Source organism: Enterobacter cloacae complex sp. P16RS2 (assembly GCF_014982155.1).
Lineage (GTDB): Bacteria > Pseudomonadota > Gammaproteobacteria > Enterobacterales > Enterobacteriaceae > Enterobacter > Enterobacter cloacae_M.
The window spans coordinates 36127-50318 of the sequence record NZ_JADCKW010000034.1 but is presented as its reverse complement, the minus strand read 5'-3'; the positions used below and the strand labels follow the sequence as shown (position 1 = coordinate 50318).

At 54.5% G+C, this 14192-nt stretch carries 13 protein-coding genes; 6 read left to right on the top strand and 7 right to left on the bottom strand.

What is annotated here, in order from left to right:
- Positions 1 to 34 precede the first annotated feature (34 nt).
- On the top strand, positions 35 to 1969 hold the full coding sequence (locus tag INF68_RS19705; RefSeq protein WP_109843963.1) for an exoribonuclease II: 1935 nt from the start codon (positions 35 to 37) through the stop codon (positions 1967 to 1969).
- A gap of 323 nt (positions 1970 to 2292) precedes the next feature.
- Positions 2293 to 4284: a cyclic di-GMP phosphodiesterase gene (gene pdeR / locus INF68_RS19700; protein WP_029740520.1), complete on the top strand. Its 1992-nt coding sequence runs from the start codon at positions 2293 to 2295 to the stop codon at positions 4282 to 4284.
- Here pdeR and INF68_RS19695 read toward each other — a convergent pair.
- Entirely contained in the window at positions 4281 to 5150 is an 870-nt protein-coding gene (locus INF68_RS19695; protein ID WP_126786840.1) for a crotonase/enoyl-CoA hydratase family protein, read from the bottom strand. The two genes, pdeR and INF68_RS19695, sit on opposite strands and share 4 nt — an antisense overlap.
- Before the next feature lie 193 nt (positions 5151 to 5343).
- Here INF68_RS19695 and INF68_RS19690 point away from each other — a divergent pair, with 193 nt between their 5' ends.
- From INF68_RS19690 to osmB, 3 genes are all read left to right on the top strand, one after another.
- Complete coding sequence (locus tag INF68_RS19690) at positions 5344 to 5526, top strand: hypothetical protein (protein WP_029740522.1); 183 nt, start codon at positions 5344 to 5346, stop codon at positions 5524 to 5526.
- Between the two features lie 43 nt (positions 5527 to 5569).
- Positions 5570 to 6322 (top strand): DNA-binding transcriptional regulator YciT, encoded by a 753-nt coding sequence (locus INF68_RS19685; protein ID WP_023312063.1) that lies wholly within the window; start codon positions 5570 to 5572, stop codon positions 6320 to 6322.
- A gap of 263 nt (positions 6323 to 6585) precedes the next feature.
- A complete protein-coding gene (gene osmB / locus INF68_RS19680; protein ID WP_008501216.1) occupies positions 6586 to 6804 on the top strand; it encodes an osmotically-inducible lipoprotein OsmB in 219 nt (72 codons plus the stop codon).
- Between the two features lie 105 nt (positions 6805 to 6909).
- Here the strand turns inward: osmB and yciH are convergent, their stop codons facing one another.
- From yciH to pgpB, 5 genes are all read right to left on the bottom strand, one after another.
- Positions 6910 to 7236, bottom strand: a complete 327-nt coding sequence (gene yciH / locus INF68_RS19675; RefSeq protein ID WP_023312064.1) for a stress response translation initiation inhibitor YciH — start codon at positions 7234 to 7236, stop codon at positions 6910 to 6912.
- Positions 7236 to 7973, bottom strand: coding sequence for an orotidine-5'-phosphate decarboxylase (gene pyrF, locus INF68_RS19670; protein ID WP_023312065.1), 738 nt, complete (start codon positions 7971 to 7973; stop codon positions 7236 to 7238). Before pyrF ends, yciH begins: the two co-directional genes overlap by 1 nt.
- A 185-nt stretch (positions 7974 to 8158) precedes the next feature.
- The gene (gene lapB / locus INF68_RS19665; RefSeq protein ID WP_023312066.1) at positions 8159 to 9328 is read right to left on the bottom strand and encodes a lipopolysaccharide assembly protein LapB; all 1170 of its coding nucleotides are present in this window, start codon (positions 9326 to 9328) and stop codon (positions 8159 to 8161) included.
- Between the two features lie 6 nt (positions 9329 to 9334).
- Positions 9335 to 9643, bottom strand: coding sequence for a LapA family protein (locus tag INF68_RS19660; RefSeq protein WP_023312067.1), 309 nt, complete (start codon positions 9641 to 9643; stop codon positions 9335 to 9337).
- Between the two features lie 148 nt (positions 9644 to 9791).
- Positions 9792 to 10559 carry a phosphatidylglycerophosphatase B gene (gene pgpB, locus INF68_RS19655; RefSeq protein ID WP_126786839.1) on the bottom strand — a complete coding sequence of 256 codons (768 nt, stop codon included), beginning with the start codon at positions 10557 to 10559 and terminating at the stop codon, positions 9792 to 9794.
- A gap of 197 nt (positions 10560 to 10756) precedes the next feature.
- Between pgpB and ribA the strand changes: the two genes are divergently transcribed.
- The gene (gene ribA, locus INF68_RS19650) at positions 10757 to 11347 is read left to right on the top strand and encodes a GTP cyclohydrolase II (protein ID WP_008501210.1); all 591 of its coding nucleotides are present in this window, start codon (positions 10757 to 10759) and stop codon (positions 11345 to 11347) included.
- 37 nt (positions 11348 to 11384) lie between these two features.
- Here the strand turns inward: ribA and acnA are convergent, their stop codons facing one another.
- Positions 11385 to 14060: an aconitate hydratase AcnA gene (acnA, locus tag INF68_RS19645; protein WP_126786838.1), complete on the bottom strand. Its 2676-nt coding sequence runs from the start codon at positions 14058 to 14060 to the stop codon at positions 11385 to 11387.
- Positions 14061 to 14192: the final 132 nt, after the last annotated feature.

The following is a 14192-nucleotide window of genomic DNA, read 5'->3' as shown; positions in this document are numbered from 1 at the left end:
GTCAGCCGCTCAATGGCTACGAAAATAGAACATTATGTTTCAGGACAACCCGCTGCTAGCGCAGCTTAAACAGCAACTGCATTCCCAGACGCCGCGTGCAGAAGGGGTCGTAAAAGCCACGGAAAAGGGCTTTGGCTTCCTTGAGGTTGACGCGCAGAAAAGCTACTTCATTCCGCCTCCGCAGATGAAGAAAGTGATGCATGGCGATCGCGTCATGGCCGTCATTCATACCGAGAAGGACCGCGAGTCTGCCGAGCCGGAAGAACTGATCGAACCGTTCCTGACCCGTTTTGTGGGTAAGGTGCAGAGAAAAGACGATCGTCTTGCTATCGTGCCGGATCATCCCCTGCTGAAAGATGCCATTCCCTGCCGCGCCGCCCGTGGCGTTGAGCATGATTTTAAAGAAGGTGACTGGGCCGTAGCAGAAATGCGCCGTCATCCTCTGAAAGGCGATCGCGGTTTTTATGCTGAGCTGACCCAGTTCATCACCTTTGGCGCCGACCATTTCGTACCATGGTGGGTCACGCTGGCACGCCATAATCTTGAAAAAGAAGCGCCGAACGGCGTAGCGACCGAGATGCAGGACGAAGGTCTGACGCGCCGCGATCTCACCGCACTGGAATTTGTCACCATCGACAGCGCCAGCACGGAAGATATGGATGACGCGCTGTACGCTGAAGAAGGCGCCGATGGCAAACTCCATCTGACCGTCGCCATTGCCGATCCAACCGCCTGGATTGCCGAAGGCAGCAAGCTGGATGACGCTGCGAAAATCCGTGCGTTCACCAACTATCTGCCCGGCTTCAACATTCCGATGCTGCCGCGCGAATTGTCAGACGATCTCTGCTCGCTGCGTCCAAATGAAGTGCGCCCGGTCCTTGCCTGCCGCATGACTATCGCCGCAGATGGCGCGATTGAAGACGATATCGAGTTCTTTGCCGCCACCATCGAATCGAAAGCCAAGCTGGCCTACGATAACGTCTCCGACTGGCTTGAAAATACCGGTAGCTGGAAACCTGAATCAGACGCCATTGCCGCGCAAATCCGTCTGCTGCATCGCATCTGCCTCAACCGCGGCGAGTGGCGTAAAACCCATGCGCTGGTGTTCAAAGACCGCCCGGACTATCGCTTTGTTCTGGGCGAGAAAGGCGAAGTGCTGGACATCGTGGCCGAACCGCGACGCATTGCGAACCGCATCGTTGAAGAGGCGATGATTTCCGCCAACATCTGCGCCGCACGCGTGCTGCGCGACAAGCTGGGCTTTGGCATTTACAACGTCCACACCGGTTTTGATCCGGCGAATACCGAAGCGCTGGCGGCCCTGCTGAAGACTCACGATGTGCACGTTGATCCGGAAGAAGTGCTGACGCTGCCGGGCTTCTGCAAGCTTCGCCGCGAACTGGACGCGCAGCCGTCGGGTTTCCTGGACAGCCGCATTCGTCGCTTCCAGTCCTTCGCTGAAATCAGCACCGAACCTGGCCCGCACTTTGGTCTTGGCCTCGAAGCTTACGCCACCTGGACATCGCCGATCCGTAAGTATGGCGATATGGTCAACCACCGTCTGCTGAAAGCGATTATCAAAGGTGAAACCATTGCCCGTCCTCAGGAGGACACCACGCTGCAGATGGCCGATCGTCGCCGACTGAACCGCATGGCGGAACGTGACGTTGGAGACTGGCTGTACGCACGCTTCCTGCAGGATAAAGCCGGTACGGATACCCGTTTCGCCGCAGAGATCATTGATATCAGCCGCGGAGGTATGCGCGTTCGCCTGGTCGATAACGGTGCTGTCGCGTTTATTCCTGCGCCGTTCCTGCACGCGGTTCGTGACGAAATGGTCTGTAGCCAGGAAAACGGTACCGTGCAAATTAAAGGTGAAACAGTTTACAAAGTCACCGACGTGATTGACGTCACTATCGCCGAAGTTCGCATGGAAACCCGCAGTATTATCGCGCGCCCTATCGCCTGATAACCGGTTCAATTGTCGGCCATTTCCTTTCCGGAAGGGCCGACAATTTTTCTTTTTATCCCCGCCACAAAATCATTATTTTTCCTTACTATTTTCAGTATCCCTTCGCCCAAAACCGCCATAATTATCTACAGTAAAAGAGTGTTGTTATATTCGGTTACGTGAATTTCTATACGCTCAGTATCCTTTTTCACCTGGCTCGTTTTATTATAAGAAAGCAGGGAAAAACAATAGGTTCACTTCGGTTTTGCCGCTGTTTCTCAACGGAAAAGTCGACAGCAAATGAATAATTTGTGCGCTAATGAACAGCTGCGGGAGAAAACATGATGGACGATCTGGAGCAGAATTTGCTGTTTCGCTACATGGGGACTCACAGCCCGTGGTGGCGCCTGTCAGCTGACAGCAACGCTCTGCACCTTTCCACCAGCGAAAATGCCGATGTCACTCAGGTCGTGGCGCTGGACGATGAACAGGCCGATCTCATCCGTCATTTAACCGTTATAACCTCCAGCATTTCCATGTCGCTCTCCCTGTACGGGGAAGATGTCCCGGTTCATCTTGTGGGCCGTAAAATTACCCGCAACGAGTGGGCAGGCACCGCTTCCGCCTGGAATGATACGCCCTCCGTGGCGCGCGATCTGGCTCAGGGGCTCTCTTTTGCGGAACAGGTTGTCTCCGAGGCCAACTCCGTCATTGTTATCCTCGATCAGCACGGCAATATTCAGCGTTTTAACCGGCTTAGCGAAGAGTACACCGGCCTGAAAGAGCAAGAAGTCATTGGTCAGAACGTATTTAAGCTGTTTATGAGCCGCAGCGAAGCGGCAGCCTCAAAGCGCAATATTACCGGTTTTTTTCGCAACGGCAGCTCCTACGAAGTCGAACGCTGGATCAAAACGCGTAAAGGGCAGCGGCTGTTTCTGTTCAGAAACAAATTCGTGCACAGCGGCAGCGGTAAAAATGAAATTTTCCTCATCTGTTCCGGGACAGATATTACCGAGGAGCGCCGCGCTCAGGAGCGGCTGCGCGTGCTGGCCAATACCGATACCATCACCGGCCTGCCAAACCGCAATGCGATCCACGATCTGATTTCTGACGCCATCGACAACCGCGGCGACACGCAGGTGGGCGTGGTGTATCTCGATCTGGATAACTTTAAAAAGGTCAACGACGCTTACGGGCATATGTTTGGCGACCAGCTGTTGCAGGCTGTCGCCCTCGCCATTTTGAGCTGTCTGGATGAAGAACAGGTGCTGGCGCGTCTTGGCGGCGATGAGTTTATCGTCATGGCCACCAATACCTCTCAGGGCTCTCTGGAGGCGATGGCGTCGCGCATTTTAACCCGTCTGCGCCAGCCGTTCCGAATCGGTCTGATTGAGATTTATACCGGCTGCTCTCTGGGTATCGCCCTCGCCCCACAGCACGGGAACGACCGGGAAAGCGTTATTCGCAACGCCGATACTGCCATGTACACCGCCAAAGAGAACGGCCGGGGCAAGTTCTGCGTCTTCTCACCCGAGATGAACCAGCGCGTGTTTGAGTATCTCTGGCTAGATACCAACCTGCGCAAGGCCCTGGATAACGATCAGCTTCTGATCCACTATCAGCCGAAAATAACCTGGCGCGGAGAAGTCAGAAGCCTTGAAGCGCTGGTCCGCTGGCAATCACCAGAACGCGGCCTGATCCCGCCGCTGGAGTTTATCTCTTATGCCGAGGAGTCGGGGTTGATTGTGCCGCTGGGCCGCTGGGTGATGCTCGATGTGGTTCGCCAGGTGGCAAAATGGCGCGATAAGGGAATAAACCTGCGCGTGGCGGTGAACGTCTCTGCTCGCCAGCTGGCCGACCAGACCATCTTCAGCGACTTAAAGCAGGCGCTGAAGGATCTGAATTTTGAATACTGCCCGGTCGACGTCGAGTTGACCGAAAGCTGTCTTATCGAAAATGAAGAGCTGGCGCTGTCCGTGATCCAGCAGTTCAGCCGACTCGGGGCGCAAATTCATCTGGATGATTTTGGTACCGGCTACTCTTCCCTTTCTCAGCTGGCCCGCTTCCCTATCGACGCCATTAAGCTCGATCAATCTTTCGTCAGGGATATTCATAAGCAGTCTATTTCCCAGTCACTGGTGCGCGCTATCGTCGCGGTGGCGCAGGCGTTAAATCTGCAGGTGATTGCCGAGGGTGTGGAAAATGCAAAAGAAGACGCCTTTCTGACCAAGAACGGCGTCAACGAACGGCAGGGTTTTCTGTTTGCTAAGCCGATGCCCGCTGCCGCATTCGAGCGATGGCTAAAACGATATCAAGCGCGAAATCAGCGTTAACTGGCTTTACGCAGGCCCGCCGCGTGATGGCGGTTTTGCAGCGTGACCAGACGCTCCATGTAGGCGATATCTTTCGGCTCCAGGCAGAAAGCGGCATCAACCCAGTCTTCCGTGATGTCCATCAGTTCACTGCGGGGCAATTGCAGAACGCGCGTACGGGCGCGCAGCATCGCCCTGACGCCATTCAGTTTTGGCCGCAGCGTATCGATGAAGGTTCGGGTGGAGACATAGCTTTGTCCGGGTTCAAACAGAACATCCACCAGCCCATGCTGTTCGTGCCATTCAGCCGTATGGGATTCCCCTTTGTAGATAAGCTCTTCCGCCAGCTTCATGCCTGCACGGCGTGCAACCAGGGAATATCCTCCCATACCCGGAAACAGGTTGAAGGCAATCTCCGGGAAACCTAAACGGGCATCGCGCTGAGCCAGGACGAAATGGTGCGCCAGAGCGGCCTCAAACCCGCCCCCTAACGCACTGCCTTCGACCATTGCCAGAGTGATGGCTCCGGTATCGAACCCCCGCGAGGCCGCATGGACGCAATCAACGCAGGCGCGAGCGTACGCCCGTAACGCTTCCCGACGTCCGTTCTGAATGCACTCGACGAAGAACTGTAAATCACCGCCCGTATTGTACATCTCGGGAACCAGCGATCCGGTTACCCAAAAATCAACCGCAAACCCGGACTGGCGAACCAGCCATGAAAAGTTCATGATCTCCTCTATTAACGCATGGTTAAAGCAAGGACGTGGCTGAGCCCGCAGCATCATCCAGACCGTGTGACGCTCCGCCTCGTAATACCCTGACAGCTGCGTGAACCGTTCAGTATCGGTAAACAGTGTGCAGGTAGGCTGATTGATAACTGTCATAGTCTAATTCCTCTTATAAAAAAGCGCCTTGCGCGCAGTTTTAGACTAATCCACTCATTAAGCCTGCTGCATGAGGGGGAATAAATTTATCACTTACGTTTATGTAATTTAGTTATTGCATTTTTTCCCTTCTCTTTTGATCCTATTTTCTGCATCATTGAAAATATTAACTTTTCGCGCCTGGGGTGAGATTATGTCGACTATTGACGCACAAGCTGTAGCACAAAGAATTGATACCGTGCTGGATATCCTGGTGGCGGGCGATTATCACTCTGCTATCCGTAATCTCGAGATCCTGAAGTCTGAACTTCTTGCTCAGAATGGTGCCGACAATGCGCCAGAAAACGGACAGCCAAAAGCGCCGTGGGAAGTTTAATCCCACCGTCTCCGACCTCGTTTCGCTTTATTAAATGGATGCTATGAATTCCCGACAACAACTCATTTTGCAGATGGTCATCGATCAGGGACGCGTAAGCGTAGTCGATCTCGCTAAAACCACTGGCGTGTCTGAAGTCACCATTCGTCAGGATCTTAATCTGCTGGAAAAACAGAGCTACCTGCGTCGCGCGCACGGATATGCTGTCCCGCTGGACAGTGATGACGTTGAGACGCGCATGATGAATAACTACGCGCTCAAACGTGAACTGGCGGAATTTGCCGCGTCTCTGGTGAACAACGGCGAGACCGTCTTTATTGAAAACGGCAGCAGTAATGCCCTGCTGGCGCGCACGCTTGCCGATCAAAAAGACGTTACCATCATCACCGTCAGCAGCTATATCGCGCATTTGCTCAAAGAGACGCGCTGCGAGGTGATCCTGCTGGGCGGTATTTACCAGAAAAAAAGTGAAAGCATGGTTGGCCCGCTGACCCGTCAGTATGTTCAGCAGGTTCATTTCAGCAAGGCCTTTATCGGGATTGACGGCTGGCAGCCTGAGACAGGTTTTACCGGCCGGGATATGATGCGCTCTGACGTCGTGAATGCCGTGCTGGAAAAAGAGTGTGAAGCCATTGTATTGACCGACAGCTCTAAATTTGGCGCCGTTCACCCTTATACGATGGGCCCGGTTTCACGCTTTAGCCGCGTGATTACCGATGAACGGTTGAGCGACGCGCACCGTAATAAACTGGAAGATGACGGGCTGATCGTCAATATTATTAAAACGACCGCCTGAGTTCCCTCCGCGCCCGAATTTCGGGCGCATACGCCCTTCTTTCTCTGAGATGATTCCTGGTACTTCTTTAAGAGTTTTTACCTGTTTAACCTGCATTAAAGTCGTAAAATTAATGTTAGCGATATAACAGGAAGTGACTATCACCTGCGTGATTACGTAACGCCTGCGCGACCAGCTTTCACGGAGAACAGAATTAAGTATTCGATTCGTCTATACTTAACGTGTACATCTTTCCGTGAATCGATAATTCAGGAGAAAGTATTATGACCTTAACCAGCAAAAAATTAGCCGCCGCTGTTCTGGCAATCACTGTAGCAATGTCCCTGAGCGCGTGCTCTAACTGGTCTAAACGTGACCGTAACACCGCTATTGGTGCCGGTGCCGGTGCTCTCGGTGGTGCAGTATTAACGGATGGTAGTACGCTGGGTACATTAGGTGGCGCTGCTGTCGGTGGTATTATCGGTCACCAGGTTGGCAAATAATTATTATCTAAGCCTTCCCCGGTATTGCGATATTTGAACGCATTTCAGGTCTGACATACGCACGTATATAACACGAGCCACGGCATTTGCCGTGGCTCATTTATTTTAACCGCCTGCCAGTTTGACTTTCATCCCTTTGGCTTCCAGCAGAGATTTTATCAAATCGCGCTTATCTCCCTGGATTTCAATAATGCCGTCTTTCACGGCGCCGCCGCAGCCACATTTCTTTTTCAACTCGGCCGCCAGCTTTGCCAGTTCAGCATCATCCAGGTCAATGCCGGAGATAAGGCAAACCCCTTTCCCTTTTCGTCCACTGGTCTGGCGCTGGATCCGAACGATGCCGTCCCCCTTAGGACGTTCCACTTTCGCTTTCGGCTCGTCTATACGCCCGCTGTCGGTTGAATAGACCAGACGGCTGTTGGAATCGGTCATTAGGCCCCCTTTTTCAGCGATGCGTTAATAGCCTTAAGCGTCTCTGCCGGGTTGGCAGACTGCGTTACCGGACGCCCGATGACCATGTAGTCAACGCCAGCAGCCAGCGCCTGCTCAGGCGTCATAATGCGGCGCTGATCGCCCACTTCGCTGCCTGCAGGACGAATACCCGGCGTAACCAGTTTAAAATCCTGGCCCAGCGCTGATTTGAAACGTACCGCTTCCTGCGCGGAGCAGACGACGCCATCCAGGCCGCAATGCTGCGTCAGACGCGCGAGACGTTCGGCATGCTCGGCGGGTGACAACGTCACGCCCAGGTCGCGCAGATCGTTTTCGTCCATACTTGTCAGAACGGTGACCGCAATCAGCAACGGTGAATCTTTACCGAACGGCAGGAGCGCCTCACGGGCGGCCGTCATCATTCTTGCCCCACCCGATGCATGGACGTTGACCATCCATACGCCCAGCTCTGCGGCTGCGGCAACGGCGTGCGCCGTGGTATTCGGGATATCATGGAATTTCAGGTCGAGGAAAACGTCAAAGCCGCGCTGCTGCAGATCGCGAACGATTTGCGGTCCAAACAGCGTGAACATCTCTTTGCCAACTTTCAGACGGCAGTCGCGAGGGTCGATGCCGTCGACAAACGCCAGTGCAGCGTCACGCTTATTGTAATCAAGCGCAACAACAACAGGAGAATCCGTAATTACGCGGGAAGTGGAGGATGTAACAGACGTCATGACCAGCCCTTTTCGTCTATGGGCGCGCAGCGGCGCGGAACAGATAAACGGCCAGCATTCTACCTGCCGACGCCGCAAATTGACAGGATCCATTTACGCGCCTGCCTGGCCGGCAAACCGCACGGAGTTCAGGACAGGGGAAAAACCATTAGTATGTTGTAACTAAAATACGGCCTTTTAAAAAATTATTGCCCGTCCAGGCCGCGGATTGGCTTGATGGTGGACCAGGCGCGGCAGGAAGGACAGTGCCAGTAGAGCGTATACGCGGTAAAACCACACTTCTGGCAACGATAACGCGGCTTGCTGCGCACCTGTTCGCCAACCATGTCGCGCAGCACCATCAGGCTCTCTTTGGCGCGCCCTTCTTCAGCGTCGTTCAGGTGGTAATCCATCAGCTTATGGAACACCCGCATGGTCGGATGGCGCTGTAGCTGACGCGTAATATAAACCTGCGCGGTGTCGCTTCCCTCATACTGCTCAACGACGTCTGAAAGCATCAGTTCAGCGGTGGCACCGGTATTTTCTTCCACGCAGCGACGCAGGAAAGCTACCCACTCTTCCTGCTTGTCGAGCTGTTGATAGCAGGTTTGCAGCATTTCCAGCGTTTCACTGACCAGCTCTTTGTCCTGGTCGATAACCCGCAGCAGGCTTTCAACGGCTTTGGCGTAGTCGCCACTCGCCATAAAGACGCGCCCCATCATGATGGAGATTCGCGCGCTGTTGCGGTCCGCGGCGGCGCCTTTCTTCAGCAGCGCCATGGCTTTATCCATGTCGTCGTTGCCCATCTGCTGAAGCGCAAGCTCACAGTAGAAATGGGCGATCTCAACGCGCTGCTTATCTTTACCCAGCTTCACCAGACGTTCAGCGGTATCAATGGCTTTCTGCCAGTCGCTGGTGGCCTGATAAATCTGCAGGAGCTGCTGCAGCGCGCCGATGCGGAAATCTGTTTCGTCCACCAGCTGCGCGAACATATCTTCTGCGCGATCGTACAACCCTGCGGCCATGTAATCCCGCCCCAGCTGTTGTACCGCAAGGAGACGTTGATCGTAGGTCAGCGAGGCGCTTTCCATCAGGGTCTGGTGAATACGAATGGCGCGATCGACCTCACCGCGCGAGCGGAACAGGTTGCCCAGGGTGAGATGCGCTTCAACCGTCCCCGTATCCTCTTTCAGCATATCGAGGAACAGGTCTACCGCTTTGTCCTGCTGATTGCTCAGAAGGAAGTTCACCCCCGCAACGTAGTCGCGGGAGAGCCGGTTGGCCTCATCCTGTTTTGTTTGTTGCGCACTTCTGCGGCCCATATACCAGCCATAGGCTGCGGCTACAGGCAAAAGCAGAAACAACAACTCCAGCATAGTCGATTATTCCTTCACGACCGGCACACCAGAGCTTTCCGGAATGTCAGACGCAGGGGCAATGTTATTTTCGAGTCGCTTAATTTTACGTTCAGCGCGCGCAAGAGAAACACGGACTTTCAGCCAGAACAGACCGCAAACCAGCCAGCCAATGGCAAAACCGGCAGCGAATAATACCGCCAGCAGGCTCGAGACGCGATACTCACCCTGAGCCAGCAGATAGTTAAACGTCACCTGCTGATCGTTTTGTGCACCCAACGTGACTGAAATGACAAAAATCGCCAATACCAGTAAGAAAATGAGTAAATATTTCACATTACTTCCCGTTATGTGGTTCAAGCGAATAAAGTGTGTTCAATTCACCGCAATCAGCTTTATAAACTACCATTTTAGCGACGAGCGCGAAACGGAAAAAGTGACGCGCAGGTCATGGATCTATGGGCAAAATGCGGAATATCAACCGTCAGGCGTCCGTCTGGTCCCTTTCGGCTATTTCTTCTTTCTCTTCTGCCGGTGGCGTTAGCGGGCCGCAGAATCGTTCAGTGAGCCAGGTCGCCATCATAATCAGCAGCCATGAGATGAGCGTGGCGACGACCAGGTCGCGCGGCCAGTGCATCCCCAGCAGCAGGCGGCTGCCCATGACTCCCGTCGCCCAGACCAGTAAAATCACGATAGTGATCGTTCGGCGCCTTGGCCAAAGCAGCCCAACCCCCAGCAACGCCCAGCTGGCCGCAAACATGGTGTGACCGGAAGGAAACGCGAACCCGGTCTCTTTCTGCCAGTGTTTACGCAAGAATTTCGGGATATCCTGCTGTTCCGAAAGCTGTTCTTTCACCAGCGCGCCACGATCTTTTCGCTTTAAATTGTAGAACTCATCCACCGGAACATGATGCGTTTTTTCCAGCCAGACGACAAAAGGACGCGGTTCCTGAACGCGATCTTTAACCCAGGACTTCACGCCCTGACCGACAAGGATAGCGCCCCCAAGGATCGCAAAGAGCATCAGCGCCGCGCGCAAACGAAAGCGCAGGCACCACAGAAACCAGGCGCAGAGGAGTACGTGGGCAATTATCCCCCACGGCTGGGTGACCGTTTCCGTTATCCAGTATAACGTTTTCAGCCACGCGACATTATGCCCGGGCTGCCACATCCAGCCTGAAAGCCATACGGCCAGAGGCATAATCAGTAAAATGGCCGCACCTGCTGCCGTACGTCTGGCGATTGAAAGCATGTCTTCTCCTTTTTCGCTAAGCGTCACAATCATAACTGAAATTAATCATCCTGGTGGATATGTCGGATCGTGCGTTTAACGTTCATATAGCATGGTGCCCATTAGGCGAACCTGCTGAGCTTGTGGCAAAATGAACTGATACAGAAAGCAAAACAGGGCAAAGGCACGAAACGTGTCAGCCTACTCTGGAGAATCACATGCAGCTTAAACGTGTGGCAGAAGCCAAACTGCCAACCCCATGGGGCGATTTCCTGATGGTGGGTTTTGAAGAACTGGCAACCGGACAGGATCATGTCGCGCTGGTTTATGGTGACATTTCAGGGCAGACGCCGGTTCTGTCCCGCGTCCATTCAGAGTGTCTTACCGGCGACGCGCTGTTCAGCCTGCGCTGTGATTGTGGTTTCCAGCTGGAAGCCGCCCTGTCTCATATTGCAGAAGAAGGCCGCGGTGTGCTGCTTTATCACCGTCAGGAAGGTCGTAATATTGGTCTGCTGAATAAAATTCGCGCCTACGCGCTTCAGGACCAGGGCTACGATACGGTTGAAGCAAACCATCAGCTTGGCTTTGCCGCTGACGAACGCGACTTCACCTTATGCGCCGATATGTTCAAGCTGCTGGGCGTGGACGAAGTTCGCCTGCTGACCAATAACCCGAAAAAAGTGGAGATCCTGACCGAAGCGGGGATCAACATCGTCGAGCGCGTACCGCTGATTGTCGGCCGTAACCCGAAGAACGCCCACTACCTGGATACCAAAGCCGCCAAAATGGGCCATCTGCTGAAAGAGTGATGCTAAAAAGCCCGGCACGGGTGCCGGGCTCGTTTCATCAATCCAGCATCTTACGAATCACATAATGTAAAATGCCGTCGTTCTGGTAATAGGTCAGCTCGGTTGCCGTATCAATACGGCACCGGCAGTCCAGCACCTCGATTTTCCCGTCTGCCCGCGTTAACTTCACCGGCACCGTTTTTCCCGGCTGCAGGTTTTGCAGACCGCTAATCTCAATCTGCTCTTCCCCGGTCAGTCCCAGCGTTTTACGCGTCACGCCCTGCGGAAACTCGAGCGGTAGGATCCCCATACCAATCAGATTCGAGCGGTGAATACGTTCGAACGATTCGGCGATGACCACGCGAACGCCAAGCAGACGCGGACCTTTCGCCGCCCAGTCGCGGCTGGAGCCGGAACCGTACTCTTTCCCGGCGATCACCGCCAGCGGCGTCCCTTCCTGTTGGTATTTAACGGCCGCATCATAGATCGAAACAACTTCCGTTCCAGGCAGATGACGCGTCATGCCCCCTTCCACACCCGGCACCATTTCGTTACGAATGCGGATGTTGGCAAAGGTCCCGCGCATCATGACTTCATGGTTACCGCGGCGCGAGCCGTAAGAGTTAAAATCGCGGCGTTCGACACCCCGGCTTTGCAGGTAACGGCCTGCCGGGCTATCGGCTTTGATGCTCCCCGCCGGAGAGATATGATCCGTCGTGACGGAATCCCCCAGCATAGCCAGGATACGCGCGCCATGGATATCCTTAAGCGGCGCGGGCTCGGCCTGCATCTCATCAAAGAACGGCGACAGACGAATATAGGTCGAGTCATCCTGCCAGCCATAGGTATCCGAACCTGCAACATTGATGGCTTTCCATTCCGGCGTGCCTTCAAAGACTTCCGCGTACTCTTTGCGGAACATCTCGGTAGAGACCTTCTCAACGGCCAGCGCGATTTCTCGCGAGGATGGCCAGATATCTTTCAGATAGACAGGGTCATTCTTGCGATCGTGACCAATCGGATCGGTCACCAGGTTGATATTCATGTTCCCTGCGAGAGCGTATGCCACCACCAGCGGCGGCGAAGCAAGCCAGTTGGTTTTTACCAGCGGGTGAATGCGCCCTTCAAAGTTTCGGTTACCGGAAAGAACGGCGCCTACCGTCAGGTCACCCTGCTTGATCGCCGTTTCGATGGGTTCAGGCAGTGGCCCGGAGTTACCAATACAGGTCGTACAGCCGTAGCCCACGAGGTTAAAGCCTAGCTCGTCCAGGTACGGCGTCAGTTTGGCCTGAGCCAGGTAATCCGACACCACTTTGGATCCAGGTGCCAGCGAGGCCTTAACCCACGGCTGAGGTTTTAACCCAAGCTCGACCGCCTTTTTAGCCAGCAGACCGGCTGCCATCAATACGCTGGGGTTGGACGTGTTGGTGCAGGAGGTAATGGCGGCAATAACAACCGCGCCATCTGGAAGCTGATACTGATGCCCGTTCAGAACATAGTCGACAGGACGATGGTCTTTCTGCGCCACGTTCACTTCCAGGGCATTGCTGGCGGCAAAGGCTTTTGGCACGTCACTCAGCGCAACCCGATCCTGTGGACGTTTCGGCCCGGCGAGGCTCGCCTCGACGCTTCCCATATCGAGTTCAAGCGTGCTGGTGAAGACCGGTTCATCGCCCGGGTTTCGCCACATGCCCTGCGCTTTGGTATAGGCCTCCACCAGCGCGACCTGCTCTTCGCTGCGCCCGCTAAGGCGCATGTATTCCAGCGTGACGTCATCGATGGGGAAAAAGCCGCAGGTTGCACCGTATTCCGGCGCCATATTGGCAATGGTGGCACGGTCGGCAAGCGGCAGCGAATCCAGACCATCACCGTAGAATTCTACAAACTTGCCCACCACACCATGCTTACGCAGCATCTGGGTGACGGTGAGCACCAGATCGGTGGCGGTAATGCCTTCAGACAGCTTGCCGGTGAGCTTGAAGCCCACCACGTCAGGGATAAGCATGGACACCGGCTGGCCGAGCATGGCCGCTTCCGCTTCGATACCCCCGACTCCCCAGCCCAGCACGCCCAGACCATTGATCATGGTGGTATGGGAGTCCGTGCCCACCAGCGTGTCCGGATAGGCAACCCACTCTTTATCCTGCAATTCACTCCAGACGGCTTTACCCAGATATTCAAGGTTCACCTGGTGACAAATACCGGTACCCGGCGGGACGACGCTAAACCGGCTGAACGCCTGCTGCCCCCACTTCAGGAACACGTAGCGCTCGTGGTTGCGCTCCATCTCCAGACGCACGTTCTCGCCAAAGGCGTCGTCATCACCAAAGCGGTCAACGGTTACGGAGTGGTCAATGACGAGGTCAACGGGGGAAAGCGGATTCACTTTTGCCGTATCTCCGCCGAGACGCTTAACGGCCTCGCGCATCGCGGCTAAATCAACGACGGCCGGGACACCGGTAAAGTCCTGCATCAGCACCCTGGCCGGACGGTAGGCTATTTCTCTGTCGGCGTGGGCATTTTCCAGCCACCCTGCCAGCGCCTGGATATCATCGAGGGTGACAGAGTCACCGTCCTGCCAGCGCAACAGATTTTCCAGTAAAACTTTCAATGACTTGGGTAAACGCGAAATGTCCCCAAGCGTTCTGGCAGCCAGCGGCAGGCTGTAGTAATGCCAGGTTTTATTTTCTGCCTGTAACGTGTCCTTACTGGCTTCGCGTAGGGTTAACGACATAAGCTCCTCCTTAATCACAGAGATGCCCCGACAATCATCAGGGCCGTAATTAAAGATAACACAAAGATGTCGTAACGTTTTGATAACAACCCAAATTGATAAATTTAGGATTGGTCCAGAAAGGAAAAACAA

What these genes read in the sequence shown, in the direction of transcription:
- INF68_RS19690 (WP_029740522.1), top strand. Translation starts at nt 5,344, where the DNA reads ATGTCGACTATTGACGCACAAGCTGTAGCACAAAGAATTGATACCGTG.
- lapB (WP_023312066.1), bottom strand. Translation starts at nt 9,328, where the DNA reads ATGCTGGAGTTGTTGTTTCTGCTTTTGCCTGTAGCCGCAGCCTATGGC.
- INF68_RS19695 (WP_126786840.1), bottom strand. Translation starts at nt 5,150, where the DNA reads ATGACAGTTATCAATCAGCCTACCTGCACACTGTTTACCGATACTGAA.
- INF68_RS19705 (WP_109843963.1), top strand. Translation starts at nt 35, where the DNA reads ATGTTTCAGGACAACCCGCTGCTAGCGCAGCTTAAACAGCAACTGCAT.
- INF68_RS19685 (WP_023312063.1), top strand. Translation starts at nt 5,570, where the DNA reads ATGAATTCCCGACAACAACTCATTTTGCAGATGGTCATCGATCAGGGA.
- ribA (WP_008501210.1), top strand. Translation starts at nt 10,757, where the DNA reads ATGCAGCTTAAACGTGTGGCAGAAGCCAAACTGCCAACCCCATGGGGC.
- osmB (WP_008501216.1), top strand. Translation starts at nt 6,586, where the DNA reads ATGACCTTAACCAGCAAAAAATTAGCCGCCGCTGTTCTGGCAATCACT.
- pgpB (WP_126786839.1), bottom strand. Translation starts at nt 10,559, where the DNA reads ATGCTTTCAATCGCCAGACGTACGGCAGCAGGTGCGGCCATTTTACTG.
- yciH (WP_023312064.1), bottom strand. Translation starts at nt 7,236, where the DNA reads ATGACCGATTCCAACAGCCGTCTGGTCTATTCAACCGACAGCGGGCGT.
- pdeR (WP_029740520.1), top strand. Translation starts at nt 2,293, where the DNA reads ATGATGGACGATCTGGAGCAGAATTTGCTGTTTCGCTACATGGGGACT.
- acnA (WP_126786838.1), bottom strand. Translation starts at nt 14,060, where the DNA reads ATGTCGTTAACCCTACGCGAAGCCAGTAAGGACACGTTACAGGCAGAA.
- pyrF (WP_023312065.1), bottom strand. Translation starts at nt 7,973, where the DNA reads ATGACGTCTGTTACATCCTCCACTTCCCGCGTAATTACGGATTCTCCT.